Origin of the sequence: Parahoeflea alexandrii, from assembly GCF_024105735.1 — a bacterium.
Taxonomy (GTDB): Bacteria; Pseudomonadota; Alphaproteobacteria; order Rhizobiales; family Rhizobiaceae; genus Hoeflea; species Hoeflea alexandrii.
Genome location: NZ_JAAAML010000002.1, coordinates 696,440 through 723,029, shown reverse-complemented (window position 1 = coordinate 723,029; position 26,590 = coordinate 696,440). Strand labels below are relative to the sequence as shown.

Annotated in this window: 24 protein-coding genes; 8 read left to right on the top strand and 16 right to left on the bottom strand. The window is 61.7% G+C overall.

Features of this window, described 5'->3' with window-relative positions; genetic code table 11:
* Window positions 1-33: 33 nt before the first annotated feature.
* The 4 genes from GTW23_RS13055 to GTW23_RS13040 all read right to left on the bottom strand — a co-directional run bounded on the left by GTW23_RS13055 (window position 34) and on the right by GTW23_RS13040 (window position 4,753).
* Window positions 34-1,059 carry a glucokinase gene (locus GTW23_RS13055; RefSeq protein WP_252916077.1) on the bottom strand — a complete coding sequence of 342 codons (1,026 nt, stop codon included), beginning with the start codon at window positions 1,057-1,059 and terminating at the stop codon, window positions 34-36.
* Window positions 1,060-1,133: 74 nt separating this feature from the next.
* A complete protein-coding gene (locus GTW23_RS13050; RefSeq protein ID WP_252916076.1) occupies window positions 1,134-1,511 on the bottom strand; it encodes a methylglyoxal synthase in 378 nt (125 codons plus the stop codon).
* 144 nt (window positions 1,512-1,655) lie between these two features.
* On the bottom strand, window positions 1,656-2,657 hold the full coding sequence (gene mepA, locus GTW23_RS13045; protein ID WP_252916320.1) for a penicillin-insensitive murein endopeptidase: 1,002 nt from the start codon (window positions 2,655-2,657) through the stop codon (window positions 1,656-1,658).
* A gap of 242 nt (window positions 2,658-2,899) precedes the next feature.
* On the bottom strand, window positions 2,900-4,753 hold the full coding sequence (locus GTW23_RS13040; protein WP_252916075.1) for a hypothetical protein: 1,854 nt from the start codon (window positions 4,751-4,753) through the stop codon (window positions 2,900-2,902).
* Window positions 4,754-4,859: 106 nt separating this feature from the next.
* On the opposite strand from GTW23_RS13040, the gene GTW23_RS13035 reads away from it, so the two are divergent.
* Together GTW23_RS13035 and GTW23_RS13030 are read left to right on the top strand one after the other, a co-directional pair.
* Complete coding sequence (locus GTW23_RS13035; RefSeq protein ID WP_244615316.1) at window positions 4,860-5,888, top strand: glycosyltransferase; 1,029 nt, start codon at window positions 4,860-4,862, stop codon at window positions 5,886-5,888.
* Window positions 5,885-6,265, top strand: coding sequence for a GtrA family protein (locus GTW23_RS13030; protein ID WP_152010787.1), 381 nt, complete (start codon window positions 5,885-5,887; stop codon window positions 6,263-6,265). Before GTW23_RS13035 ends, GTW23_RS13030 begins: the two co-directional genes overlap by 4 nt.
* A 39-nt stretch (window positions 6,266-6,304) precedes the next feature.
* On the opposite strand, the gene GTW23_RS13025 is transcribed toward GTW23_RS13030, so the two are convergent.
* Window positions 6,305-7,291 carry a Gfo/Idh/MocA family protein gene (locus GTW23_RS13025; protein WP_152011686.1) on the bottom strand — a complete coding sequence of 329 codons (987 nt, stop codon included), beginning with the start codon at window positions 7,289-7,291 and terminating at the stop codon, window positions 6,305-6,307.
* A 257-nt stretch (window positions 7,292-7,548) separates the two neighbouring features.
* Here GTW23_RS13025 and GTW23_RS13020 point away from each other — a divergent pair, with 257 nt between their 5' ends.
* On the top strand, window positions 7,549-7,935 hold the full coding sequence (locus tag GTW23_RS13020) for a GtrA family protein (protein WP_152010788.1): 387 nt from the start codon (window positions 7,549-7,551) through the stop codon (window positions 7,933-7,935).
* 40 nt (window positions 7,936-7,975) lie between these two features.
* On the opposite strand, the gene GTW23_RS13015 is transcribed toward GTW23_RS13020, so the two are convergent.
* A complete protein-coding gene (locus GTW23_RS13015; RefSeq protein ID WP_252916074.1) occupies window positions 7,976-9,361 on the bottom strand; it encodes a nicotinate phosphoribosyltransferase in 1,386 nt (461 codons plus the stop codon).
* A gap of 234 nt (window positions 9,362-9,595) precedes the next feature.
* Here GTW23_RS13015 and GTW23_RS13010 point away from each other — a divergent pair, with 234 nt between their 5' ends.
* On the top strand, window positions 9,596-10,267 hold the full coding sequence (locus GTW23_RS13010; protein ID WP_252916073.1) for a ZinT family metal-binding protein: 672 nt from the start codon (window positions 9,596-9,598) through the stop codon (window positions 10,265-10,267).
* Between the two features lie 108 nt (window positions 10,268-10,375).
* Here GTW23_RS13010 and pheT read toward each other — a convergent pair whose 3' ends face one another.
* From pheT to infC, 5 genes are all read right to left on the bottom strand, one after another.
* Window positions 10,376-12,787, bottom strand: a complete 2,412-nt coding sequence (gene pheT / locus GTW23_RS13005; protein WP_252916072.1) for a phenylalanine--tRNA ligase subunit beta — start codon at window positions 12,785-12,787, stop codon at window positions 10,376-10,378.
* Window positions 12,788-12,813: 26 nt separating this feature from the next.
* A complete protein-coding gene (pheS, locus tag GTW23_RS13000; RefSeq protein ID WP_152010792.1) occupies window positions 12,814-13,899 on the bottom strand; it encodes a phenylalanine--tRNA ligase subunit alpha in 1,086 nt (361 codons plus the stop codon).
* 190 nt (window positions 13,900-14,089) lie between these two features.
* A complete protein-coding gene (rplT, locus tag GTW23_RS12995; protein WP_152010793.1) occupies window positions 14,090-14,491 on the bottom strand; it encodes a 50S ribosomal protein L20 in 402 nt (133 codons plus the stop codon).
* A gap of 37 nt (window positions 14,492-14,528) precedes the next feature.
* Window positions 14,529-14,729, bottom strand: coding sequence for a 50S ribosomal protein L35 (gene rpmI, locus GTW23_RS12990; protein WP_152010794.1), 201 nt, complete (start codon window positions 14,727-14,729; stop codon window positions 14,529-14,531).
* Window positions 14,730-14,991: 262 nt separating this feature from the next.
* Complete coding sequence (gene infC, locus GTW23_RS12985; protein ID WP_252916319.1) at window positions 14,992-15,528, bottom strand: translation initiation factor IF-3; 537 nt, start codon at window positions 15,526-15,528, stop codon at window positions 14,992-14,994.
* Window positions 15,529-15,721: 193 nt separating this feature from the next.
* Here infC and GTW23_RS12980 point away from each other — a divergent pair, with 193 nt between their 5' ends.
* Both GTW23_RS12980 and GTW23_RS12975 read left to right on the top strand, forming a co-directional pair.
* A complete protein-coding gene (locus GTW23_RS12980; protein ID WP_382266067.1) occupies window positions 15,722-16,519 on the top strand; it encodes an alpha/beta hydrolase in 798 nt (265 codons plus the stop codon).
* Between the two features lie 220 nt (window positions 16,520-16,739).
* Window positions 16,740-17,315 (top strand): transglutaminase-like cysteine peptidase, encoded by a 576-nt coding sequence (locus GTW23_RS12975; protein WP_152010797.1) that lies wholly within the window; start codon window positions 16,740-16,742, stop codon window positions 17,313-17,315.
* 28 nt (window positions 17,316-17,343) lie between these two features.
* Here the strand turns inward: GTW23_RS12975 and GTW23_RS12970 are convergent, their stop codons facing one another.
* The 3 genes from GTW23_RS12970 to mbfA all read right to left on the bottom strand — a co-directional run bounded on the left by GTW23_RS12970 (window position 17,344) and on the right by mbfA (window position 21,838).
* Entirely contained in the window at window positions 17,344-18,540 is a 1,197-nt protein-coding gene (locus GTW23_RS12970; protein WP_152010798.1) for an MFS transporter, read from the bottom strand.
* Window positions 18,541-18,683: 143 nt separating this feature from the next.
* Entirely contained in the window at window positions 18,684-20,588 is a 1,905-nt protein-coding gene (locus GTW23_RS12965; RefSeq protein WP_252916071.1) for a polysaccharide biosynthesis protein, read from the bottom strand.
* Window positions 20,589-20,854: 266 nt separating this feature from the next.
* Window positions 20,855-21,838 carry an iron exporter MbfA gene (gene mbfA, locus GTW23_RS12960; protein ID WP_152010800.1) on the bottom strand — a complete coding sequence of 328 codons (984 nt, stop codon included), beginning with the start codon at window positions 21,836-21,838 and terminating at the stop codon, window positions 20,855-20,857.
* 125 nt (window positions 21,839-21,963) lie between these two features.
* Here mbfA and GTW23_RS12955 point away from each other — a divergent pair, with 125 nt between their 5' ends.
* The gene (locus tag GTW23_RS12955; RefSeq protein WP_252916070.1) at window positions 21,964-22,800 is read left to right on the top strand and encodes a YiiX/YebB-like N1pC/P60 family cysteine hydrolase; all 837 of its coding nucleotides are present in this window, start codon (window positions 21,964-21,966) and stop codon (window positions 22,798-22,800) included.
* 47 nt (window positions 22,801-22,847) lie between these two features.
* Window positions 22,848-24,164 (top strand): SulP family inorganic anion transporter, encoded by a 1,317-nt coding sequence (locus tag GTW23_RS12950; RefSeq protein ID WP_252916069.1) that lies wholly within the window; start codon window positions 22,848-22,850, stop codon window positions 24,162-24,164.
* Window positions 24,165-24,303: 139 nt separating this feature from the next.
* On the opposite strand, the gene GTW23_RS12945 is transcribed toward GTW23_RS12950, so the two are convergent.
* Together GTW23_RS12945 and GTW23_RS12940 are read right to left on the bottom strand one after the other, a co-directional pair.
* Window positions 24,304-25,608 (bottom strand): oligosaccharide flippase family protein, encoded by a 1,305-nt coding sequence (locus tag GTW23_RS12945; protein ID WP_252916068.1) that lies wholly within the window; start codon window positions 25,606-25,608, stop codon window positions 24,304-24,306.
* Complete coding sequence (locus GTW23_RS12940; RefSeq protein WP_152010804.1) at window positions 25,595-26,584, bottom strand: glycosyltransferase family 2 protein; 990 nt, start codon at window positions 26,582-26,584, stop codon at window positions 25,595-25,597. The genes GTW23_RS12945 and GTW23_RS12940 overlap by 14 nt, the downstream gene beginning before the upstream one ends.
* Window positions 26,585-26,590: the final 6 nt, after the last annotated feature.

Genomic DNA, 26,590 nt, shown 5'->3' with positions numbered 1-26,590 from the left:
TGGCGGCTCTATAGCGGGTTGAAAGCGGTTTGCCTATGCTTTCCAGCGCCTGCCTTCGGTGGCAACGCCAAAGCGGACCGGGGTGCGGGCATAGGCCGCAAGACCAGACAGCGCCGCCAGCGGGTGGGTAATCACGAAAGTCGGGACGTTCTTCAGAATGGCCGTGTGGGGCGCCTTGTCCTCGAAAGCCTCGCGGAAACGTGGCTCAGAAAGCGCCGGCAGGATCTTCTGGACGATGCCGCCGGCCAGAAAAACGCCGCCGCGCGCCATGAAGATCAGCGCCAGATCGCCCGCCACGCGGCCGAGATAGGTGACGAACAATTCGATCGTCTCCACCGCGGCCGGATCCGAACCTTGAGACCAATGCGCGGTTACTTCGGCGGGTGTCGTGGCGGTCGGCTTGCTGCCATTGGCCTTGCAGACGGTCCGGTAGATGTTCATCATGCCGCGTCCGCACAGCAATTGCTCCGCGGATACCCGGCCCTCAATGGTCTCATAGAGCGGGAACAGCTCGTAATCCCGACTGGTGCGGGGACCGATGTCGATGTGGCCGCCCTCGCCGGGAACAGGAAACCAGGTGTGGCGGGCATGGACCAGGCCGGAAACGCCGAGACCGGTGCCGGGTCCGACCACCACGCGCGAGGTGGAGGGACGGATCTCACCGCCGCCGATCTTTTCGAGAAATTCCGGGCCCAGCGATGCGGCCGCAAGTCCCTGGGCTTCGAAATCGTTGATCACCACGACATTCTCGAAACCGAGATCGCGGATCATGACCCTGGGCTGGATCACCCAGTCGCAATTGGTCAGGTCGATTTCATCGCCCTTGATCGGGCCGGCCACGGCGAGGATGGCAGATCGCGGCTGCAGCGAGGTGCGATCGAGCACACCGGTCTGGATTGCCTCGTCGATGGTCGGGTAGTCGGCCGTTGCCAGAACCGGAAACTCCTTCGGCTCTGCATAGGCGTCGGTGAGAATGGCGAAGCGCGCATTGGTGCCGCCGATATCGCCGATCAGGACCGGAAATGCGATGGAATGGTCGGTTTCATGAGAAGAGGGCATGCTCTGTTTCCCGTGGGGCGTGGTCTGTTGGCGGCGCGGCCTTAAGGCGGCGCCATGTTTGGTCGGCCGGCGGACTATCCAAGCGCCTTGAGCAGGGTGTCAGCCGTGGCGCGGTTGAGCGCCATTGGAATATCATAAACGATGGCAAGCCGCATCAGCGCCTTGACGTCGACATCGTGCGGCATGGCCGTCAGCGGGTCGACGAAGAAGATTACAAGGCCGACATCGCCGGTGGCGATCAGGGCGCCGATCTGCTGATCGCCGCCCAATGGCCCGCTTTTGAGCCGTTCGATCTTGAGCTCCGGGCAGGCCTCGGCGATGCGCCCGCCCGTGGTGCCGGTGGCAACGATCGGAAACCGCGAGAGCGCCGCCTGGTGGGACTTGGCGAAATCGGCCAGGTCATCCTTCTTCTGGTCATGCGCGATCAGTGCAACGGCTTTGTGAACAGTCATGGAGGCCCATCATCGGAAAAACCACGAGAAGTTCGCGGCTTAGACGCTTTCAATCGATTTGATACGCCGATCTATAGCCCGTACCCTGATCAAACAAAAGCCACCGCAGCGATGAATTTTCGATGACAGGAAGCTCCAGACCGGTCAGTTGGCAGGCCGTGGAACCGGCAGCGGGATGCGCCCGGGCAAGGGAAGCGGCGCAAAGGCCGATGCCCGGATCGCCGCATTGTTGGCGTTCGCGCGGGCAATGCGGGCGATCGGATCGGCGCCCAGCGTCACTTCCGCTTCCGATGCCGGGCCCGGCGCAGCAATTACCATCCTGCAGGCCGATGGCAGATCGGACAGCTGGATGTCGCGCTTCTTCGGTTTGGGCTTGCCGTCATCCTTCTTGGGCTTGGCCGGCGCCCAGGGCTCATCGGTAAACCACCAGGCAAGAGAACTGTCGCATCCCGCGCCAGCCGGAGGCGGGTTCTGGCTCCTGCAGCCGCTGGCGCCAGGCGGACACTTGATGCGGATATGAAAATGATAGTGGTGCCCGTAATAGGGCCGGATCTTGCCCATCGCCGCGCGGCTGCCGGTCCAGCTGTCACAGAGCTTTTTCTTGATGCCCGGATGAACGAAGATGCGCTCGACCTCCGGATAGCTTGCCGCGCGCATCAGCAGCCGGGCATGGGCCGGGGTCCAGATCCGGTCATCGACATAGAGCGTGTTCTTCCTGAGCATCGATGTCGCCGACAGGTTCTCCCGCTCGGCTGCGGAGAGTTTGCGATCCGGCATCGGCGTGAGCCAGACATCGGCATCAAGACCAACCTGATGCGAGGCATGGCCCGAGAGCATCGGACCGCCGCGCGGCTGCGCTATGTCGCCGACCAGCAGGCCAGGCCAGCCATCCTGAGCGGCGGCTTCAAGCGACAGCTTCTCGACCAGCCGGATGAGATCGGGATGACCCCAGCGCCGGTTACGTGACAGCCGCATGGCCTGCCAGGTCGGCCCGTCGGTCGGAATGGCAATGCCGCCGGCGAGACAGCCCTTTGAGTAGAAGCCGATGGCGCGCGCCGGCAGCGCGGCCGGCAGGTCCGCGGCACCGAACACCTGCTTGGCGGGCTGATCGGCGGCTGTCGGCTGTGCTGCCCCGGCGGCCGCCATTGCGGTGGCAAGCGCCACAAACAAAGCCTTGCGCACCAGGCGCACAAGGTTGCGGCCCGGGACATGACGCAGATTGCGAACTGAGGTCATGGGCTTGGTCTCCGGGCGCTCGGACGGGATGACGAACAAATCATTCCAGCAAGTCTAGCCCATCCAGTCCCCCAACGGAATCGGCGGGCAGGCTTAAATTGCGTCCGGCCCGCCAGCCAATGGCCCAGATGACCGGGTTCCGGCTCCTGGCCTCAGGGCAGAACGCGGTAAAGCTGCAATGGCTCGTCCTCGGTGCCGGGGACCGGTTCCAGCCAGTCGGGCACAACACCCTTGCTCAATTGCGCGTAGAGTCCTTCGGGGGCGACGGTCTTGACGATCCCGATCTGCGGATCGCTCGCGCAGAAGGCGACAAGCGTGACTTCGGCGCCACGAAGGAACTTGACCGCATCCCCGGGACTGGCCATCGCCGCATGCAGTTCGGTGAGCATGCCGCCCTGATTGCGGTGATAGGGAGCCGCCAGCACCCGGTGCTCAGTGAAGCGCAGGATATGGGCTCCGAGGTTTGACGGCCCGGCGACCACGCCTGCGGGTTCGCGGGCGAGAAACCGCATGGCGCCGGCATCGGTGCAGACTTTCTCTTCCTGGGTGGGAAGGCCGCTGATCTCCTGGCCGGTCACCTTGTCGACCGCCATCGACAAACCCAATCCGGCAAGAGCCCAGACGAAGGGGACCGAGGCAAGCGCGGTGGCCGCAAAGGCAAGTCCCTTGCGCAGATCCTTCTGATCGGCATTGGCCCTTGTACGCATCTCCGCGACCAGCGCCGCCATCGGAATTGTCGAAAGGAGGTTGGCAAACACGGCACCGCGCACCTGAACCAGGGCGATCCCCCACGAAACCGCCAGCAGTGCAAGCAGGACTGCGTGAGCCTGAACATCGCGGCGCTGGAGGATCTGCCGCAGACACAGCGCCATCGCCAGGACCGGAACGAGATAGAAGCCGCCGGCGGTCCAGGGGTCCTGGCTGAGCTGGGCCCAGACAGACTGGGCCTCGGTGACATTGTTGAGCCACATGCTGACCAGCAGCGGGTCGAGGGTCGCGAGCGGATTGCCGAGGCATTGCGGTGCTATCACCACGGCCGCGGCAAGCGTGGCCGCACCGACCAGGCCGAGGGCCGCGCCACGCTGGGCAAGGCTGCGGGCGGAAACGGCCGACACGGCAAGGAAGAAGCTGCCTGCGCCAATGACGCCGAGCGCATAAAAACCGGTCGACAAGGCATCACAGGCGACCATGCCGTAGTGTGCGGGGGGAACCGTCAGGAAGAAGACCGCGGTCAGGGTCGTGGCCATGGTAAGGGCGAAGGCTGAAGCGGCGGCTTTCATGCCGTCGCCCAGCCAGAGCCACTGAACGGCAACAATGGCGCAAGCAACAACGATATGCGGTGTCGTTTCCGCGCCGATGGCAATGGCCAGGGCAGCAGCGAAGCCGGCAACCGCGTGGGCATAGGGCGGGCGGCCGGGGAGGATGAGACAGGCTGCAATGGTTGCGATCAAACCAAGCTGGACATTGTGATGGTCGATTGATCCTGGCTGGAACCGGTTGACGCCCAGAACGAACAGGAAGGCCAGCGCCAGCGCCAGCAATCCACCCTGCCGGCCGGCCAGAACCGTGCCCCCGGCAGCCATCGCATAGAAGACAGGAATCGCGGTCAGCAGCGGCCAGGTGAAAAGGGCCGCGGCCTCGGCCATTTCCGGGCCGACGAACAGCGAGAACAGCATGATGAGATTGGCGATCGGCAGATCGATCAGTCTCGACCAGTGCATCAGCGTGCCGCCATCAAGGCCGAGGCGGTACTGCATGAGATCGAACCAGCCCTGCCCGGCGAGCAGGTCGCGCACCTCTACCAGCCGCATGACATCGTCATTGTCGGCGCCGACGTAATCGACATAATTGGCGAAATGCATGACTGCAGTTACGGCCACCAGCACGAGGAAGCTCAGCAGAACCGGACGGTGCAGCGCGGAAAGCGGACTTGAACTGCCTTGCCGTTCGACCTGCCCGGCGGGCGCGCTGCCGGTCTCCCCGGCCACGGGGCTGATATTGGTCAATGGGAACTCCAACGCAGATTTGTCCGACACATTCAACCTAGCCTTAACCTTCTCAAGAAATAGTAAAGCCACGGGCGATTCCGGCCCGCAGCGAACGGGGATTCCCATGACGGACGGCTTGATTGAAGGTCTCGACATTGCGGTGCTGCTGCCCTGCTACAACGAAGCCGCCACCATCGGCGAGGTCGTGGCCGGGTTCCGCGCCGCCATTCCGGGTGCCCGGATCTATGTCTATGACAACAATTCGAAGGACCAGACGGCGCTTCGCGCGGCGCTGGCCGGGGCGACGGTCGTGCGCGAGCCGCGGCAGGGCAAGGGCCATGTGGTGCGCCGCATGTTCTCCGACATCGATGCCGACATCTACCTGATGGCCGACGGTGACGGCACCTATGCCCCCCAGGACGGCCCCGAACTGATCCGGACGCTTCTGACCGAGCGCTGCGACATGGTTGTCGGCACCCGCCGCGGTGTCACCGACGATGCCGGACGGCGCGGACATGCCTTTGGCAACTCGATCTTCAACACGCTGTACAAGACCATCTTCGGCAAGGATTTCACCGACATCTTCTCCGGCTACCGGGCGTTTTCGCGCCGGTTTGCGAAAAGCTTCCCGGCGGTGTCGGGCGGCTTCGAAATCGAGACCGAAATGAGCGTTCACGCTTCGGTGCTGAAGCTGCCGGTGACCGAACTGGCACTTGATTACGGCCGCAGGCCCGAGGGATCGCAATCGAAGCTGTCGACCTTCAAGGATGGCGCGAAGATCCTGTGGATGTTCGCGATGCTGATGAAGGAAACCCGGCCGTTCATGTTCTTCAGCTATCTCAGCGTGTTCACGCTCGCCACATCGATGATGTTCATGGTGCCGGTGCTCAACGAATACTTCCTCACCGGCCTGGTCACGCGCATGCCGACCTGGATGCTGGCCATGGCGCTGATGATGATGGCGCTGATGATCTTCGCCGCAGGCGTGATCCTCGATTCTGTGGCGCGGGGACGGGCCGAGCAGAAGCGCTTCCACTACATGTCGATTGCGCCGACACGCACGGCCCAGGCCCGGGCGGCAGAGCCCGACACAAGGGCCGCACAAATGGAGAGCCTTGCGCGCACGGCAGAAAGCCGCAAACTCGCTTCATGAGAAAGCTTGCCTTCTTTGCCTTTGCGGGGGCGACGGGCTTCGCGGTGGACATGGGCGTGCTCTGGCTGCTGCTCAGCCTGACGCCGCTCGATCCGTTCAGTGCCCGGGTGCTGGCGATCGCCACGGCGATGCTGTGCACCTACCTGATCAACCGGACCTTCACCTTCGGCGCATCGACACGGCACGTGGCGGTTGAAGGCGCACGCTACGGCAGCGTCGGCATTGCCTCGGCGCTGGTCAATTATGCGGTCTATTCCGGCCTGCTGATCGCCTGGTCGGGACTGTCTCCCTACGTGGCGCTTTTCTTCGGTTCGGCGGTGGCCACGCTGTTTTCCTATCTCGGCTATTCCCGTTTCGTGTTCGGGACCAATCGCTGACGAAGAGACCCAGGCGGGTTCACAGCCCGGCCCACCGTCTCAGACGGTCTCCCAGCCATCGTGGGTGGCGGCGCGGTAGACCGCGTCGATGAATTTCTGATTGAGCACAGACTGCTCAAGCGTGAACACCTCGTCATCGCTGCCGCCGACCTTGCGGACAAAGGCTTCGGCCTCGAGCCGGTACTGGCGCACGCCGCCGAAACGGAATGTGGTGGCCTGGTCGTGGCCGCGGCTTTGGAGCACCACCGTCGGGTGACCGTAGTCACCCGAATTGAACGGTGCGGTCACCTCGATGAAACCGTCGTCGCCGTGGAAGACCATCGACTGGCGCGCCGCCATCTGGGTGGAGCAGTAGAAGCTCATTTCGAACGTGCCGAAATCGGCCTTGACGCTGGCATAGCGGTCGGTGCCGAAATCCGGATCCATCTCCACGGTCGCCTGGACCCTGAGCGGCTCCCTTCCGGTCGAGAACCGGGTGGTGACCGTCGGGTAGACGCCGATGTCGGGAAGGCCGCCGCCACCGAGCGCGGCATCATTGCGCATGTTGGTCGGATCGGTGTTGAAATAGCTGAAGGCGCCCTGGACATGGCGCAAGCTGCCGATGGCGCCCTCGGCGATCAGCGAACGGACCTTGCGCCACTGAGGGTGATAGGTGACCATGAATGCTTCGCTGACCAGGACGTTGTTGGCGTCGCGCGCGGCGATCAGCGGCCCGATCTCGCCGGCATTGAGCGAGATCGGCTTTTCGCACAGCACGTGCTTGCCGGCCTCGGCCGCCTTGATCGACCATTCGATGTGCTGCGAGGTGGGCAGCGGGATATAGATGCCGTCAACCTCGGATGACGCCAGAAGCTCTTCGTAGGATGAGTAAGCCAATGGCACGCCGAAGCGGTCTGCCAGGGCGCGGGCGCGGGCATGATCGCGGCTGGCAATTGCGGTCACCACGCCGTTTTCGGCATCCTGGAATTGCGGGATCACATGCTCGCGGCCGATCTTTGCGGTGGACAGAATTCCCCATCGAAACATGTTCAATCCTCTCATTCCTGCTTGTGTGCGGCGGCAGGTTGCCATGCCGCAAATCAGCGGGCATTGAAGCCCGCCCGATATGGTGCATGTCAACACCCGGGTTGCATTCAACCATGCATTGGGTGGATATGGGCGCATGAATTGTGACGACGCCGGCCACGCCGGGTTGACGCTCGCATTATTGTAAGCGAGGACTTCCAGACCTCCGGCCGGGCCGAAATCCCGGTTGCCCAAACCGAAAGCCGATATCCCTCCACATGAAAAAACTCTCATTCTTCCTGTTTGCGGGTGCCGTGGGCTTCGTGGTGGACATGGGCGTGCTGTGGCTGCTGCTCGAGTTCAAGATGCTTGACCCGTTCACCGCACGCGCGCCGGCAATCGGTGCTGCGCTGGTGTGCAGCTACATCATCAACCGCACCTTCACATTCGGCGCCTCGCACAGGAAGGTCGCTGTGGAGGGCGTGCGCTATGGCGGCGTCGGCCTTGTCTCGACGCTGATCAACTATTCGGTCTATTCCGGGCTGCTGCTGGTGCTGCCAGGCATCTCGCCCTACCTGGCGCTGATCTTCGGATCGGGGTCTGCGACCACATTCGCCTATCTGGGCTATTCCCGATTTGTCTTCGGTCCCGGGCGGGACCTGTAAACCGTACTTTTTCCAGCGACAGACCGGCCCTTAGGGCACCCTATTCCCCGGATGCCGCCCGTTCGCGGATCTGGGCGAAGGTCCAGTCGACCAGCAATTCGCCATCCTGCCAGACCGGCTGCATAAGGTTTGTGCGATCCCCGAGATCCTTGAGCGGAACCGCCAGCAGGGTTCCGTCTTCGCGCACCACAGCCTGGCGGTAGCGTTTTGACGCCTTGCCGGGGTCGGTCTTGGGGTTCTTGTTGATGCCGTGCCACTGGCCGTCATCGTCCTGGCGGGCATTGGCCTTCATGGCGAAGCGCAGCGTGTCACGGTTGACCTTCTGCAACAGGCCCGCACCCATGCCGAAGGCGATGTTTTCCGCTGACCAGCCCTTGTCCTCGAGCCGGCCGAGAATGATCCTGATCGTCTCCGGGGTGACACCGTCTCCCTGGATCACCCGCACCGCCGGGTTGAGCACCTTGTAGCCCTTGGCGTTGACCGAGAAGCCGAAGATCTCGCCCAGCATCTGCACCGTGTCGACCGGCACGCGGGTGGCATCGCCGGAATCGGGCCGCACCACCAAGGTGCCGCCCGAGGCCTCGACCTCGGCCTTGAGTTCCTCGCCCCAGATGTTCTTGACCGCGCGGTAGAGATCATAGGAATCCGACACCACGGCGACGAGTTTTCCAGGACCGGCAAACTGGGTGAGCATGTTGCGGTAGGCCTCGGTCTCGCGGTCCTCGCCCCAGCTGGTCATGGTCGAGTGCTCGGCGGCGGGGATCGAGAAACCCGCCATCTGCTCGTGATAGAAGCGGCGCGCATAGACCAGCGCGCTCACCGTATCGGTGCCCATGAAGCTGACCAGGTGGGCGACGCCGCCGATGCCGGCCTGTTCGAGCGAGGTTGCACCGCGGGCGCCGAAATCATGCAGGCGGAAGGGCAGTACGTCGGCCGGTGCATCGCAGGTGCGCTCGAGCGAGGCGGAGATGATCTGGCGCGCGCCGTGTGAGACCGTCGCGACTGTCGAGGGATACCAGACGGCGCGCAGAAGTGCTGTCTCGATGAAGGTCGGCAGCCAGAAGAAATCCGGATCAGTGTTCCTGACCTGCACCAGCGGCGTGCCGGTGGGCGCGACCATGCCTTCGGGCAGCGCCTCGATCAGCAGCGGAAAGTGGCCGTCATGGCGGGTGACGATCTTCTCGAAACCCTCGCGATGGAACGGCAGCCCATGCGCCGTGATCATCGCCTCGGCTTCGTCGACGTCGGCCATGGTGATCTTTCGCGACAGATAGTCCTTGAGGAACATCTGCAGCCCGAAGAACAGCACATGGTCATGCGCCCCGCCGGGCCGCGCCTCGATATAGGCCGAGATCGCCGCAGTTTCGGGCGGATACTGCGCGAAATGCGAGTACTTGTAGCTGTCTGAGTTCAGAATGAGGTTCATGGGCTCGTTTCTCACGGACGTTCGGATCGCTTATAGCCCGCCCGGCGACCGTTCGCCTACCTCGCGCGATGAAAATTCCCCGGCTGTATGTTCGACGGTCGCAAGTGCCGATCGGTCGCCAACCGGGTATGGGGCTTGCAATGCACCGGGACGATCGCTAAAGGGGGTATTGTTATGTTATCACGTGACGTATTGATTCAAGGGAACCACTCCCCAACTCTCGAGGTTTCAGATATGAAAGACACAATTTCCGACCTTTTCGGCAAAGCTCTCGGCATCGGCTGCGCGATTCTGGTCGCAACGATGGCGCTTGCCGCCAGTCCCGCAGCGGCGGCATCGGACAAGAGCCACAGCCACGAGGCGCACAAGAGCGACGACATCTATCGCGGCTATTTCGAGGACAGCCAGATCGAGGCCAGAACGCTCGCGGACTGGGAAGGAGACTGGCAGTCGGTTTATCCGTACCTGCAGGACCGGTCGCTCGACCCGGTCCTGGCTCACAAGGCAGAAAGCGACGAAAAGACCATAGAGGAATACCGCGCCTACTATCAGACCGGCTACAAGACCGATGTCGAGCGCATCGTCATCGATGGCGACACATTCACCTTCTACCGCGAGGGAAATGCCACAAGCGCGCAATATGCGTCCGACGGACACGAAGTCCTGACCTACAAGAAAGGCAATCGCGGGGTCCGCTACATCTTCCGGAAGACCGGCGGCGATGCCGCAGCACCGATGTTCGTCCAGTTCAGCGACCATGCCATCGCTCCGGTGAAGGCAGGGCACTATCACATCTACTCGGGCGACGACCGCGCCGCCCTACTGAAGGAGGTCACCAACTGGCCGACCTACTATCCGTCGAGCCTGACAGCAGACGGCATCGTCCAGGAAATGCTGGCGCACTGATTGCGCGCAGCAAGACCGTGATCTCATGATAAAGGCGGCGCTCTTGAGTGAAGAGCGCCGCCTGCTTTTTACGGTTCGTTCGGGGTCCGCAACCGGGTATGAAGCGCCTCACCCCCTCAACACGCCGCCCGAGGATTTCTCGACATTGGCGATGACGGATTTCGCCAGCCTGTCGAGATCCTCGTCGGTCAGCGTGCGTTCGCGCGGCTGGATGGTGATCTCGATGGCGACCGACTTCTTGCCTTCGCCGAGCGAGGGGCCGGCGAACAAGTCGAAGACATTGACGCCGGAAATCAGAGCCTTGTCCGCCCCTTGGGCAGCGCGCACCAGCGTGGCGGCGGGCACATCGCTGTCGACCACGAAAGCGAAGTCGCGGCGCACGGCCTGGAAGGCCGAGAGGCTGAGGCCCGGCTTGGTGCGGGTGGCCTTGCGCTTGGCTTCGGGGATCGCATCGACGAAGACTTCGAAGCCGCAGAGCGGTCCGGAGACATCGAGCGCGTCAAGCGTGTTGGGGTGGAACTCGCCGAAATGGCCAAGAACCGTTTTCGGGCCAAGCTTGATCAGGCCGGAGCGGCCGGGGTGGTACCAGCCCGGCGCGCCGGGTTCGAAGGTGAGCCGGTCGGCCGGCGCCCCGCAGGCCTCGAGCACAGCGATGGCATCGGCCTTGGCGTCGAACACGCCGACGGGCTTGGCGGCGCCATCCCAGTGGCGGCCGGAACCGGTCATCTGGGCGGTGCCACGGCGGATGCCGCCGGCAACCCGGCGCTGGCCCTCGGGCGTGTCGTTCTCGTAGGTGCCCGAGACCTCGAACAGCGCCACGTCGCCGAAACCGCGGTCTGCATTGCGCTGGGCGGCGAGGATCAGGCCCGGCAGCAGCGAGGGGCGCATGTCGGACATGTCAGAGGCGATCGGGTTCACCAGCTTGAGCGCGCGGCTTCCGCCGCCGAACAATTTGGCATGGTCTTCGGCAATGAAGGACCAGGTGACGGCTTCCATCATTCCGCGCGATGCAAGCGCGCGCTTGGCCGAACGGGTGCGGACCTGGATGGTGGTGAGGATCCGGCCATTGACGCTGCCCGACGGGGCCAGCGGCTCGGGCCTGATCTCGTCGACGCCATGGATGCGCATGACCTCTTCCACCAGGTCGGCCTTGCCGTCGACATCGGGACGCCAGGAGGGAACAGCCACCTTGACCGTCTCGCCCTTGCCGGAAACCTCGAAGCCGAGACCGGTGAGGATCTCGCGGGACTCGTCGTTGGAAACGGTGAGTCCGGTCAGGCGCTTGACCTCGGAGAAGGGGAAATCGACGATCTTCTTCTGATGGCCGTTGTACCCAACGACGCGGGCTTCCGCGGCCTCGCCGCCGCACATCTCTAGCACCAGCTCGGTGGTGCGCTCGAGGCCGGGCAGCATGTATTCGGGATCGACGCCGCGCTCGAAGCGGTAGCGGGCGTCGGTGATGATGCCGTGGCTGCGGCCGGTCTTGGCGATATTGATCGGGTCCCAAAGTGCGGATTCGATCAGCACATTGGTGGTGGTCTCGTCGCAGCCGGAATGTTCACCGCCCATGACGCCGCCGATGGATTCAAGGCCGTTGTCATCGGCAATCACCACATTGGCGGGATTGAGCTTGTAGGTGCGCGTGTCGAGCGCGAGGATTTCCTCGCCTTCGAGCGCGCGACGCACGACGAGGTCGCCCTTGACCTTGTCGGCGTCGAAGACGTGCATCGGCCGGCCCTGGTCGAAGGTCATGTAGTTGGTGACGTCAACCAGCGCCGAGATCGGGCGAAGGCCGATGGCGATGAGCCGCTGCTGCATCCATTTCGGGCTGGGACCGTTCTTCACTCCGCGCACCAGCCGCCAGGCGAAGCCGGGGCACAGGCTCTCGTCGTCGAGAATGATCCTGACGTTCTGCGATGTCTCGCCTTCGACCGGGAAGTCCGGCGCCTTCGGGGTCTTCAGTTTCCCGAGCCCGGAAGCGGCGAGATCGCGGGCAATGCCGAAGATCGAGGTGCAGTCGGGACGGTTCGGCGTCAGGTTGATCTCGATGACAGGATCGTCCAAGCCGGCATAGGCTGCGAAGGAGGTGCCGATTGGTGCGTCCTCGGGCAGATCGATGATGCCGTCGTGCTCGTCGGACATGTCGAGCTCTCGCTCCGAGCACATCATGCCGTGGCTTTCGACGCCGCGAATGTTGCCGACAGAGAGCGTCACATCGATGCCCGGCACATAGGTGCCGGGTTCTGCCAGCGCGCCGATCAGTCCGGCGCGGGCGTTGGGCGCGCCGCAGACGATCTGCACCGGCTTGCCGTCGCCCTTGTCGACCATCAGAACGCGCAGCTTGTCGGCGTTCGGGTGCTGCTCTGCGGAGACGACCTTGGCGATGGTGAAGGGCTGGTAGGCCGCCTTGTCGTCGACATCCTCGACCTCGAGGCCGATGGCGGTCAGACGCTCGCAGATCTCATTGAGCGTGGCGTCGGTTTCAAGGTGATCCTTGAGCCAGGAGAGGGTGAATTTCATGGGTCTGTACTCCTTACGCGCTCAACTCAGGCACTGAGGCCGCCGAACAATGTCGGCACATCGAGCGGACGGAAGCCGTAGTGGCTCATCCAGCGAACATCGGCGTTGAAGAAATCCCTCAGGTCGGGCATGCCGTATTTGAGCATGGCGATGCGGTCGAGCCCCATGCCCCAGGCAAAGCCCTGGTACTCGTCGGGATCGAGCCCGCCGGCGCGCAGGACGTTCGGGTGCACCATGCCGCAGCCGAGGATCTCCATCCAGTCGGTGCCCTCGCCAAACTTGACGATCGGCCCGGAGCTGCGGTCGCACTGGATGTCGACTTCGAACGAGGGTTCGGTGAACGGGAAGAACGAGGGACGGAAACGCATGGTGACGCTGTCGACCTCGAAGAAGGCCTTGCAGAACTCTTCCAGCACCCAGCGCAGATGGCCGACATTGGCAGTCTTGTCGATCACCAGCCCCTCGACCTGATGGAACATGGGCGAGTGGGTGGCGTCGCTGTCCTGCCGGTAGGTCTTGCCCGGAATGACGATGCGGATCGGCGGCTTCTGCGTCTCCATGGTGCGGATCTGCACCGGCGAGGTGTGGGTGCGCAGAACCTTGCGCTCGCCATTGTCGTCGGGCTCGAGAAAGAACGTATCGTGCATCTCGCGGGCCGGGTGGCCGTCGGGGAAATTGAGCGCGGTGAAATTGTAGTGGTCGGTCTCGATGTCCGGACCTTCGGCGATGGAAAAGCCCATGTCGGCGAAGATGGCGGTGATCTCGTCGACGATCTGGCTGATCGGATGAATGCGGCCGCGCTCGGCAGGCGAGGAACGCACCGGCAGGCTGACATCGACGGTTTCGCGCGCCAGACGTTCGGTGATGGCAGCGTCCCTGAGTTCGGTCTTGCGGGCGGCGATGGCATCGGCGACGCGCGCCTTGAGGCCGTTGATCGCCGGACCCGCCTCCTGGCGCTCTTCCGGTGTCATCTTGCCCAATCCCTTGAGCAGTTCGGACACCGAGCCCTTCTTGCCCAGTGCCGCGACCCGCACGGCCTCGATGGCCGCTTCATCGGCGCTGGCGGCGATCTCGTCCATGATGGAGGTTTCAAGCGTCTGGTACTGGCTCATGGTCTTTGACTACCTGTATCTTACTGGCTGTATCTTGCTGGCCGTATCTGGCGGGCACCGGGCCCCGGCTCAACCGAATTGGCACTCTCGAGAAACAGGCGATCGCCCGGCTCTCAAACGACGAATCCCGCGCCAGCCGTGCCAGCGCGGGATCCCAAAATTCAAATTCAGTTTTCGGGAAAACGCTGGCTTAGGCGACAGCGCTTTCAAATTCGTTCGGCGTTGCATCCTTGAGGTACTCAAGTGCCTTCTTGGAAGCCGCAACCAGAACACCGAATGCTTCCGCGTCATGGATCGCCATGTCGGAGAGAACCTTGCGGTCAACCTCGATGCCGGCCTTGGTCAGGCCGTCGATGAAGCGGCCATAGGTCAGGCCGTGCTCGCGGACAGCGGCATTGATGCGCTGGATCCAGAGCGCGCGGAAATTCCGCTTGCGGACCTTGCGGTCGCGGTAGGCGTACTGCATCGACTTGTCGACGGCAGCCTTCGCGGCGCGGATGGTATTCTTGCGGCGTCCGTAAAAGCCCTTGGCTTTCTTGAGGACCTTCTTGTGTTTTGCGTGGGCGGTAACGCCCCGTTTTACGCGTGCCATATCATGATCTCCTTAAAATCGCTGGTCCCGGCTCTGTTTACAGGCCGTTGGGGAGGAACTTCTTGACGATCTTGGCGTCAGGTTCGGAAAGAACCATGGTGCCGCGTGCGTCGCGAATGAACTTGTTGGACCGCTTGATCATGCCATGGCGCTTGCCGGCGGCTGCAGCGAGGACCTTGCCGCTCGCCGTGATCTTGAACCGCTTCTTGGCAGACGATTTCGTCTTCATCTTGGGCATTTCGCTACTCCTTATCAGACCTCAGGGTGCCTCGTGGGCACCGCATGGCCATTTCTTGTTGGGTGAGACGCAAAAGGGCGAAGACCCCTTTTCCATCAAGCGTTGGAAACCGCCTCGGCATGCCCTGCCGGCCGGTTTGAACGCGCGCCTTATAACTGTCACCTGACAAAAGCGCAACGGGCGTTGCAATGAATCCGCCTGATAAAAGCAAAAACCGGCCCTGGCATCTGCCGGGCCGGTGCGAATCAGGCGGACGAACCTGTTACTTCGGCGCCAGGACCATCATCATCTGACGGCCTTCGAGCTTCGGCTCGGCCTCGACCTTGGCGATCTCGATGGTGTCGTCCTTGACCTTCTGAAGCAGTTTCATGCCGAGTTCCATGTGGGCCATCTCGCGACCGCGGAACCGCAACGTCACCTTGACCTTGTCGCCTTCATCAAAAAAGCGGTTCATGGCGCGCATCTTCACGTCATAATCATGCGTGTCGATGTTGGGGCGCATCTTGATTTCCTTGACCTCGACGGTCTTCTGCTTCTTGCGCGCCTCGGAGGCCTTCTTCTGCGATGCGTATTTGAGCTTGCCCAGATCAACGATCTTGCAAACCGGAACATCGCCATTGGAGTTGATCTCGACAAGATCAAGGCCGGCTTCTTCGGCCATAGCGAGAGCCTGTTCTGTCGGCAGGACGCCGTGGTTCTGACCTTCGGCGTCAATGAGCTGGACCGATGCGGCCCGGATACTCTGGTTTGCGCGGGGGCCTTCGTTTACGGTTGGCGGCGCTCTGAATGGTCTGCGAATGGCTTTGGTCTCCTGATTAACTCGTACAATTCCGCCGGATACGGCGCACGAGCACGTATGTCTCGAGCGCAATGTCGTCATCGGCTGGCTGGTGTCAATAGCATGGCTTCGCGAAAAAATCACCACAGGGCCGGTATCGCGCCGGCGAATCTTGTAAAAGAGGCAAAATCGACGGAATGGGAGCCTCTTGAAAATGACTGAACCGGTCGCCGGCAAACTGGACGTAGGCACGGGCGCTGACATGCGCTCGATCGCAGCGCTGACCCGAAAGGCGACGGAGAAAGGTGCCGGCTTGCCCGGCGTGGTCTGGCTCGGCGGATATCGCTCGGACATGACCGGTTCGAAAGCCGAGGCGCTGTGCCAGCAGGCCGGCCGCAGCGGGCAGGCTTGCCTGCGGTTCGACTATTCCGGCCATGGCGCTTCGGGCGGGGATTTTCGCGACGGCACGATTTCGCGGTGGCTGGAAGAGAGCCTGGCGACGTTCGATCACTATACATCGGGTCCGCAAATCCTTGTCGGTTCATCCATGGGCGGCTGGATCGGGCTGCGCATGGTGCAGGAACTGAGGGCCCGCGGACAGGGAAACCGGGTGGCCGGCCTCGTTCTGATTGCACCTGCACCGGATTTCACGCTGGAACTGATGGAACCGGAACTGACCGATGCACAACGCCAGGCGCTCGAGCAGGACGGGTATTATGAAGAGCCGACACCCTACGGGCCAGATCCGAACATCTTCACTCAAGCGCTGTTCGAGGATGGCCGCAAGAACCGGGTTCTCGAGGGCCTGATCGAGACCGGCGCACCGGTCCATATCATCCAGGGGATGGCAGATCCGGACGTTCCATGGCGCCACGCCCTGCGCCTGATGGAACACCTGCCCTCGGAGAACGTCACCCTGACGTTGATCCGCGACGGCGACCACCGACTGTCGCGGGACGAGGACATCGCCCGCATCCTGGCAGCCGTGGACGGGATCGCCAGCGGCAGTTGATCAAGCCATGCCCAAAGGTCGCGGATTGTCCCGAAACCGGACATCGCCGCTGGCGTCCGAGGGTGTGATGCAAATGCCGCGGCCGGTAACCATGTCTGAACAAGGCCAGGCACGCGCAATTGACTCTTCCGGTCATCCATTCTTAACTGTTTGTTAACGAAATGGGACGGCGTGGAGTTAACCGGCAATGTTGTGCGGACCGGGACGAACAAAACGGGCAATGATTGCCCTGGTGGCGTCGATGATGTTGCCGGCGGGTGCCCTTGCCTCCGGGTTGTCGATGCAGGTCGGGCGGATAACGTCACAGCCGATCGGCCATTACGAGTTCTGCAAGAAGTTCACTGCCGAATGCGAGCCGGTCAAAGGCTCGGGCGCCGCTCCGAAGGTTACCGACTACGGCTGGGACGTGATTCGTGAGATCAACCGAGCGGTCAATTTCTCGGTGATGCCGAAAACAGATCTGGAGCTGTTCGGCAAGGAAGAGGTGTGGACCTATCCCAACGTCGCCGGCGACTGCGAGGATTATGTGCTGCTCAAGCGGCACATGCTGATCGAGCGCGGCTTCTCGCCGGCCGATGTGCTCATCACCGTGGTCCGCAAACCCGACGGCGAAGGCCACGCGGTGCTGACGCTGAGGACCTCGGAAGGCGACTTCGTGCTGGACAACCTGGTTGACGAAGTCAAGCACTGGCGGAAAACGCCCTACAGCTATCTCAAGCGCCAGGCATCGACCAATTCCGGCCGGTGGGTCACCATAGAGAACGGTTCCGACGTTCTGGTCGGCGCATTGAAGTAACCGCGTCCGGGGATGCGGGCTCGTGAGATCAAGCGGCCTCTGGCGCTTCCATGAATCGTACCAGCGCCAACAGCGAAATCAGTGAAAGCAATGACAGGGCGACGAGACAACCGATCGCGGTTGCCGTTCCCAGGCGTTCATTGAGGAAAATGATCGTAAACGGTGCCGACGCCGACAGCACCATGCGGAAACCGGACAGTGTTCCGGTGCGGCGTCCATAGCCTTCCGGACCGAAGTAATGCAGCGGCAGCATGCCGCGGACAATCGATGTCAGGCCCTGGCCAACCCCATACATGACAGCGAAGGCGAAGAGGAAAGCCGGGACCAGCGCCAGCAGCGTCACCCCCAGAAGAGCCAGTCCGAGCACCATGGCTGATGCCGCGATGATCGCAGTCATCGGGGGAGAAAAATGGCTGCGCCGCGCATATTCAAACAGGCGCGCCGCCACCTGGGACGGGCCGATACAACTCGCGGCAATGGTCGCTGTCGCCGTGGCGAAACCGATGTCGTCGAGAAGAATCAGCAAGGACGCCCCTATTGCCGACAGCACGAACCCACCGCTCGCCAGGCTGATACCCAGCAGGATCATCGGGCGGCTTCCGGTGACGTGCTGGTAGGACTTGACCAGGGCCAGCGCATTGGGCTCCACCAGCATCTCCGGCGGCGTCAGCCGACCCTTCGGCATGGTCAGGTGAATCGGCAGGGCGATCAGGAGATTCATCGCAGCAAGCACCAGATACACCTCGCGCCAGGTCATCTGCGTCAACAGCCATTGAATGAGCGGCCAGAACACGGTTGATGCGAAACCCGCAATCAGTGTGACGAGCGTGATCTCGGCGCGGGCATTGCGGCCATAGCGCTGGGCAAGGGCTGCAAAGCCTGCATCATATTGGACCGCAATCGCCACGAACTCCGCCATCAGCGCGAGAACGGTGAACTGCCAGGCATTCTGCATGACGGCAATCAATGCGAGTGTGGTCGCGGCAAACAGCGACCCAGCGCTCATCACGGAACGGGCGCCGAAACGGTCGATCATCCGGCCAATGATCGGCGCCGAAATGGCTCCGGCCAGCAGACCGATCGAAAAGATGGCAAAGACAAAGCTCTCCTCCCATCCGAATTCCCCGGCGATTTCGGGAGCGAGCACAGCGAAGGAGTAATAGAGTGTCCCGTAACCGATGGTCATGGTGACACCCAGACCGATGGTCGAGGGAGATATCTTCATGGGGCCGCAGATAGATGACTTGAATGGCGACTGGATGACACTCCAGCACCCGCCAAACGTCAACCCCATCCGAACGGCGCAGTTGCCTGGCTATCCCGGTAAACAGCGGCACAAGCTTCGGGCTTGAGACACAAACCGTCGGATCACTCAGCTTCCAGCCCCATGCCGGCGACACGACGCAGAAACTCGAGCAATCGCTCCCGGTCTTCACTGACCGTCAGATCCTGAAGTTCGCGGAACATCTCTTTGATATCGAGGCCTTCGGGAGCAGATTCGGCGGCAACGGTAATCTTCTGGTGTGAAGTCGGCTTTGCCGCCTCGACGGAGAAATACAGTTCCTCGTGGAGCTTTTCGCCGGGACGCAGGCCGATCTCGTGAATGGCGATGTCGCCAGTGGGGTTGGAGGCATCACTGACGGTCAAGTTCGACAGCTGCACCATCTTGATGGCCAGATCCCGGATACGAACCGCATTTCCCATGTCGAGCAGGAAGATGCGCCCCGGGAAGTCTTCACGAGCATCATTGCGGCGGGCCAGACTTCCGGCCTGAATGACCAGTTGGGCGGCTTCCTCGATGGACATGAAATAGCGTGTGGTTTCGGAGTGGGTCAGTGTGATCGGCCCACCCTTGCGGATCTGCTCCTTGAACAGCGGTATGACCGAACCGCTGGACCCGATCACATTGCCGAAGCGGACGGCGCAGAACACCTTTTCCTTGCCGTCCTTTTGCGCCTTCTCGGCGAAATCCTGGACAATAAGTTCGGCGACGCGCTTGGAGGCGCCCATGATGCTCGATGGCCTGACAGCCTTGTCGGTCGATATCAGGACGAAAACCTCGACATCGCTGTCATAGGCGGCCGACGCGACCGTGGACGTGCCCAGCACGTTGTTCTTGATGCCTTCAAACGGATTTGCCTCGACCAGGGGCACATGCTTGTAGGCTGCAGCATGGAAAACCGTCTTGACCGCATGCTCGCGCATGACCCGGCGCATCAGGGCCGGATCATCGACGGATCCAAGCACCGCAACCCGTTCAAGGCCGCTCTGGCTGGCCAGTTCCCGGTCGATCTGGTAAAGCGCGAATTCGCTCGAATCCAGCATGATCAGCCTGGACACTCCGACCGCGCTCAACTGCCGGCAGAGTTCGGATCCGATCGAGCCGCCGGCGCCGGTGACCAGAACCACCTTGTTGCGGGTATTGGCTTGCATCAGGCCAGGATCCGGCGGCACCGCATCCCGCCCGAGCAGATCACCGATCTCGACGTCGCGGATCAGATCAACCGTATGCTTGCCGTCTGCGATGTCGACAAAGGCGGGCAGGATACGCACCCGCAAACCGAGCCGGCTCAGACGTTCGACCACCTCGACACGGCGCGCCGAATTGGCGCTGCGCATGGTCACGATGGCTTCACTGATGTCCTTCTTCTCGATCAAACGCTCGAGATCCGCCGGATTTCTGATCTTGATTCCGCCGATCGTGGCGCCCCACATGGTCGGATCGTCATCGACCTGGTGGATCATGATCCGGTTGCTGTTCTGTTTCAGCGTCGCGGCGATCTGGCGGCCGGCATCGCCCGCGCCATACACCAGGATGTTCCTGCGCTGCGTTTCTTCCTGGGTGAACTCGAGGATGACCCATCGCGAGACATAGCGAAAGCCGGAGATCAGGAGCAGGGAGAGGAGCCAGAACAGCACCAACACGGTGCGCGGCACAAGGGTGGAGCCCTCGAGACGGGCAACATAAGCCACCACCGCCCAGAAAACCGCGGTCAGCGCCACGGCCTTGAAGATCGTCCACAATGCATGTTCGCCGACATAACGCGTGATCGAGGTGTAGAGCCCGAAGGCATACATGATCGGGATCCCGATCGCCGGCGCCGCAATAATGAGAAGCACCTGATTGATGTCGGGATCGTAGAGCGCGTTGTAGCGAAGCGAATAGGCCAGCCACACCGCGCTCGCAAACAAGACAATATCCATGATGATAAGTATGTATTGCTTGGAGCGTCGGCTTCTCGCCGCAAGCCAGTTGATCACCTTACGCATCATGCCCGAAGTCTCATGTTGTTGTTCATTTCCCCGCCGAAACACGAAATCCGACAGGAGCTCAATGGCACAGCCCCCGGCGCTTGGCAACACGAACGCCGGAAGCCGCCCGCTCGATTGTATCGGGAGCTCCGCACAACAAGACTTTGGCCGCTGGCGGGTCAGGCCTCATTTCATACCGGGATCGGAGCTGGTCACAAGCATCGCTCAGGCAGGGCGCCTTGGATCAGCCACGGCGTCAGTCCGCACGGAAAAGGCGGTAAATACCCTCAGGCGTTGCCGATCAACAGACCCGCGGCAAAGACCAGCGCGCCGCCCAGAACAACCTGGAAGATCGCGCGGCTCCACGGCGTGTCCATCCAGTGGTTCTGGATCCAGGCGATGGCCCACAATTCGACGAACACTACGGCAATGGCCACCGTGGTGGCGATGGTGAAATCGGGAATGAGATAGGGAAGCGCGTGACCGAGGCCGCCGATCGCCGTCATGATGCCTGATGCAAGGCCGCGTTTGAGCGGCGATCCGCGGCCTGAGATGACGCCATCGTCGTGGGCGGCTTCGGTAAAGCCCATCGAAATGCCCGCGCCGACCGAGGCTGACAGGCCGACGAGGAAGGTGGTCCATGTGTCCCCTGTGGCAAAGGCGGTGGCAAAGATCGGTGCGAGCGTGGAAACCGATCCGTCCATGAGACCGGCAAGACCAGGTTGGACATAGGTGAGGATGAACTTGCGGCGATCGGTCTGCGCTTCCTCAGCCTGAACATCCTCGGGCGTGTGTTCGAGTCCCAACCGGCGGGCCAGAGATTCATGACTTTTTTCCGCCAGCGCGAGGTCGCCGAGCAGCTTTCTTGTATCGGCGTCCTCGGTACGCGCAGCCGCGGCGAGATAGAAATTGTGGGCCTGCGCCTCCATTTCCTCGGCGGTCAGGCGAATCTTGTCGATCGACTGGTTTCTGACCAGCCAGTCGGGTTTGCGTTCGTAGAAACCGCGGACATGCTCGCGGCGAATGAGAGGAATCCTATCGCCGAAGCGCGTCTTGTGGCGCTCGATCAGCCGTGCCCGGTGAACACTCTCCTCTTCGGCCATCTCCTCAAAGACCCTGGCCGATTGCGGGAAGTCATCACGCAGGTGATCCGCATAGGCGAGATAAATCCGCGCATCATCCTCTTCGGACGATATGGCGAGGGCCAGAACTTCCTGTTCGCTCAGCGATTTGAATGACCGTCGACCGGAACCGAGAATACGAGCCAACATGGCAAACCTCACATATTAGAATAGTTCTAAACTATGCGGTTCCGCTCCTGTTATCAAGTCCGGAAAACACAAAGTTGAAGCCAGCCGGGTTGATCAATGCGCCGGCGCAGGCCAAGTGTTGCGCCATGACCGAAGCGCGCGACATGGCAGACAGCTTTCTCGATCGTCTTGGACGTTTTCTGGCCCGGCGGCTGCACTCAGCCAATGCCGGATATGAACCCTATACACCCTCCGATCCCGCAACGCTTTCCCGCACCCTGCAGCCGGGCGATATCGTGCTCGTGGAAGGAAACCAGAAGGTCTCCGCGGCAATCAAGTACCTGACCCAGTCGACCTGGTCGCATGCGGCGCTCTATGTCGGCAACGCGCTCAAGCCTGACGAGCAAAGCGGACCGGACTATCCGCAACTCGTCGAGGTCAATCTTGGCGAGGGCTGCGTTGCCGTGCCCTTGTCGAAGTACAGCCGGTTCAACACACGGATCTGCCGGCCGGTCGGGCTGACGCCGGAGGATCGGGCAGCGGTTGTCTCGTACATGGTGGAACGGCTGGGTGTCCGATACGACATGAAAAATATATTCGACCTGCTTCGCTACTTCTTCCCGACGCCCCCCGTACCGGTGCGCTGGCGCAGACGGATGATCGCATTCGGATCAGGCGATCCGACCCGTGCCATCTGCTCCTCGATGATCGCTCAGGCCTTCCAATCGGTTCACTACCCGATCCTGCCAGAAGTGACACGCGCTCCGGGCCGGCAAAGGGCGGATTCGGAATACTCCCGGCGGGAAATCCTCCACATCAGGCACCATTCGCTGTTCGCGCCGCGGGATTTCGACCTTTCGCCTTACTTCAGGGTTGTCAAGCCGACGCTCGAATACGGCTTCGACTACAAGGCGCTGGAATGGAGCCACAAATCACCGGCCCCTTTGGCCGGACCCGGCGCGTCCTCCGGGGCTGATGATTGACAATCTCCTGCCTGCGGCGGGAGATATGCTGCAATCAGGGGGTCATCATGACTGAGTCGGCAGATACTGACGGTACAGTTCGTACGTATGACCGGGTCTTCCATCCGAAGATCCTGACCACCTTGCGCGCTTATGATGGCCGCACTTTTCTTTCGGACCTGGGCGCCGGGCTGACCGTGGCGATGGTGGCGCTGCCCCTGGCGATGGCGATTGCCATTGCGTCGGGCGCCAATCCGGGCGTTGGACTTGTCACCGCCATCGTCGCCGGGCTGACGATTTCCGCACTGGGCGGCAGCCGGGTTCAGATCGGCGGACCTACCGGCGCCTTCATCGTGGTGGTCTACGCGGTCATTGCCGATCACGGTTATGATGGGCTGGTGATTGCTACCTTCATGGCCGGCATCATCTTGCTGATTGCCGGTTTTCTTCGCGCTGGAAGCCTGATCCGTCACATTCCCGAGCCGGTGATAAACGGGTTTACCATCGGCATTGCCGTCATCATTGCCTCCAGCCAGGTCGCGGATTTCTTCGGCCTTGGCGTCGAAGGAAAGATGCCTGCAGATTTCCTGCCCAAACTCGCGGTCCTGTGGGAGGCTTCCGGCAGCGTCTCGGTGCCCAGCGCAATTGTTGCGCTGGCGACGCTGGTCATGATCGTGCTGTTTCGCCGCGCCGCACCGAAGCTGCCCGGGCTGGTCGTCGCCGTTGGCCTTACGTCGGCCGCGGTGGCAATGTTCGAGCTTGATGTCGACACGATTGCCAGCCGGTTCGGCGCGATTGCCCCGCATCTTCCGTTTCCATCCCTGCCGGAACTGAGCTTCGACAGGATCGTGGAGCTGTTGCCCTCGGCTATCATCATCGCCTTTCTCGCCGGCGTCGAGTCACTGCTGTCTGCGCTGGTGGCCGACCGCATGGCGGGCACTGCGCATCGATCAAACACAGAAGTGGTGGCTCAGGGTGCGGCCAATTGCGTGTCCGCCCTGTTTGGCGGGCTTCCAGCGACCGGAGCAATCGCCCGGACCGCAACCAATATCCGGGCCGGAGCGAAGACGCCGGTGGCAGGGATCATGCATTCGCTGTTCCTGCTGGCCTTCATGATGTTCGCAGCCCCGCTGGCCGGCCTTCTGGCGCTTCCGGCCCTTGCCGCCGTTCTGGTGCTCACGGCATGGAACATGGCCGAGCCGCAGCATTTCATGAGCCGCATACGGACCCGCAGATCGGATCAGCTATTGCTGGTCATGACATTGCTGCTGACGGTTCTGGCCGATCTGACGGTGGCGATCGGCGCCGGCGTTGCGGTCGGCCTGATGCTTCGGCTCAGGCGCCGCGGCGCGCCGGAACCGGACTGGCAGGCTCCGGACCGATAGGCTCACTCGAACAGGCGGCGACCCTGGCATCCTGCCTGTCGGACCCGGGCCGGGTTTGATGGTTACGCGCCAATTCGCGTTTCACCTCCGGCACCCGCGCTGTCGCACCTCGAGAGACAAGATTCACCGCGGCTTTTCGTTACTTGACGCGGTTGGTGAGCAGGTTCCAGCCCAGACGACTATCTGTCATGAGGATCAGGGAAACCACGGCGGCCAGGTAGCTTGATGCCGTGCCGATGGCCGCGCCCTCGATCCCCACCACCGGGATCAAGGCGAGGTTGAGAGACACGTTGACCACAAAAGCAACCGCCTGCTGAAGGGTCTGCCTGCCGGGATACCCCGAAATCAGCATCATGTTGTCAAAGGGGATAAATGGCGAGGTTGCGACCAGGCCACCGAGCAATATCAGCAGAACCACCGTACCCTCCTGCAAACCGCGCTCGGGAACCAGCTGGAATGCAACCAGCCAATAGAAGGCAAAGACAATCGCGGACAGGGCGATCATGATCAGGGGGATGAACCGCTTTGACAAACGCAGCAGGCGCTGCGCTTCCGGCCAGCCGCTGTCGCGAACGCAATTGACGAGGATAGGGTTGAAGTTGACCCGGACCATGGCGAGGAGATGGTAGAGGCCGTCGAGAAGCATGGCGACGAAGCTGTAGATGCCGACTTCGCGGTCGCCGAGGAAAAGTCCAAGGCACAGCACGTCGACCCGTGTGTTGATCTCGCCAAACATGCCGGCGAGGAGGCTTCGTCCGCCAAAGCTCGTGTGCTCACGCAACCAGCTTTTCTTGATCCGGACGAGCTGCACGAGGCGCTGCGAGGCGATGTAGATGACAGCGGCGGCCAGCGTGACGATTTCGGCCACGACAAAACACAGGGATGCAAGCGTAAAGTCCTGGTCACTCACCGAAAAGGCAGTCACCACCGCCGCAACCATGATGTAGCGCGCAGCCTGCAGCACCGAGAAGGCCTTCATATGCCGCAGACCGTTGAGAAAGGAGATGAGTACCTTGCTTGCGGGAAAAAGGGCTATTCCAAATGCCGCATAGGAAATGGCCCGGGCGGCACGTTCGCTGTCATAGGCTCTTGCAAAGAGCGGTTCGGACACAAAGACCAGCCCTGCCATGAGCAGGCCAAGCACCGTCACCACAAGCAGCGCCGAACCCAGCATGGATCCCAGCTCCCGTGGGTTCTCCTGGTTCATCGCTGCGTAGCGCAGAACCGAGTAATGCACCCCGAGCGCGGCAATCTGCGAAACGATTATGTAAACCGAGTAAGCGAGGTTGAAGACACCCAGATCCTCGGTTCCCCGAAAATAGGCGACGACAATGTTGATCACGATCCCGCTCATCGCAAGGATCATGAAACTGCCCATTGTCCAAGCGATGTCGCTCGAAAGCTTGTTGCTCAGAACATCGACAATGCGTTTACGAAGGTTCACGGATCACTTCGCGCCGTTCAAGGGGAGGATTGAGATGCTTGTTCTCCTCGTAATCAAACCACATCGCAAAGGAAATCGCATTGAAGCTGATCGAGAAGGTGAACAGCCAGCTCAGGAAGGTGATTTCCGGCACTACGCCCTGATCGATCCAAAGAATGATGAACCGCAGGAAAAACAACACGCTCAGCGCAGCTGTCAAAAAGCCGAAACTGTAGAAGAAGACGAGGGGGTGGAAGTTGCGGATAATGTATTTTTCCCGCAGCCTCCAGAAGAACAGCCTGACGAGCAGCGATCCGATGGTAAAGATCACTTTCCGGATGTTGATTCCCGACTGCTCACCGACATTGTAGACCGGCTCGACCGGCACATCCTGGACCCGGAAGCCTTCGACGTTCAGCTTGACCAGAAGATCATTTGGCTGACCGTAGCGCTTGAACATCTTGTCCCAGTTGATGACCTTGAGGGCGCGCGCGTTGATCGCCGTGTAGCCGGTCTGGGAATCGGCAACATGCCAGTATCCGGACGCAATCTTGGTAAAGAGCGACAAGGCCGAGTTTCCGAAAAAACGGATCTTGGGGATCCGCTTGAAGGCTTCGCCGGTCACCAGCCTGTTGCCCTTGGTGTAATCCACTCGGTCCTCCACCACCGGATCGAGGATCGCGGGAAGATCGGCCGGGTTCATCTGGGCGTCACCCGCCATCACGACGCTGATGTCGATCCCGTTGTCGCGACTCCATTTGTAGCCGGTGGCAATCGCTCCGCCGACGCCCTGGTTTTCCTCATGGTTGATCAGCACGATCCGTGAATCACCATAAGCCGGGTGCGATGTCACCACTTCAGCGGTACGGTCCTTGCTGAGGTCGTTGACGATAACGATATGATCAACGAGGTCGGGCATGGTATCGATGACGATCGCGATCTGCGTCTCCTCATTGTATGCCGGGACGACGACGCTGATCTTCTTGTTTCGGTACATTGAAAG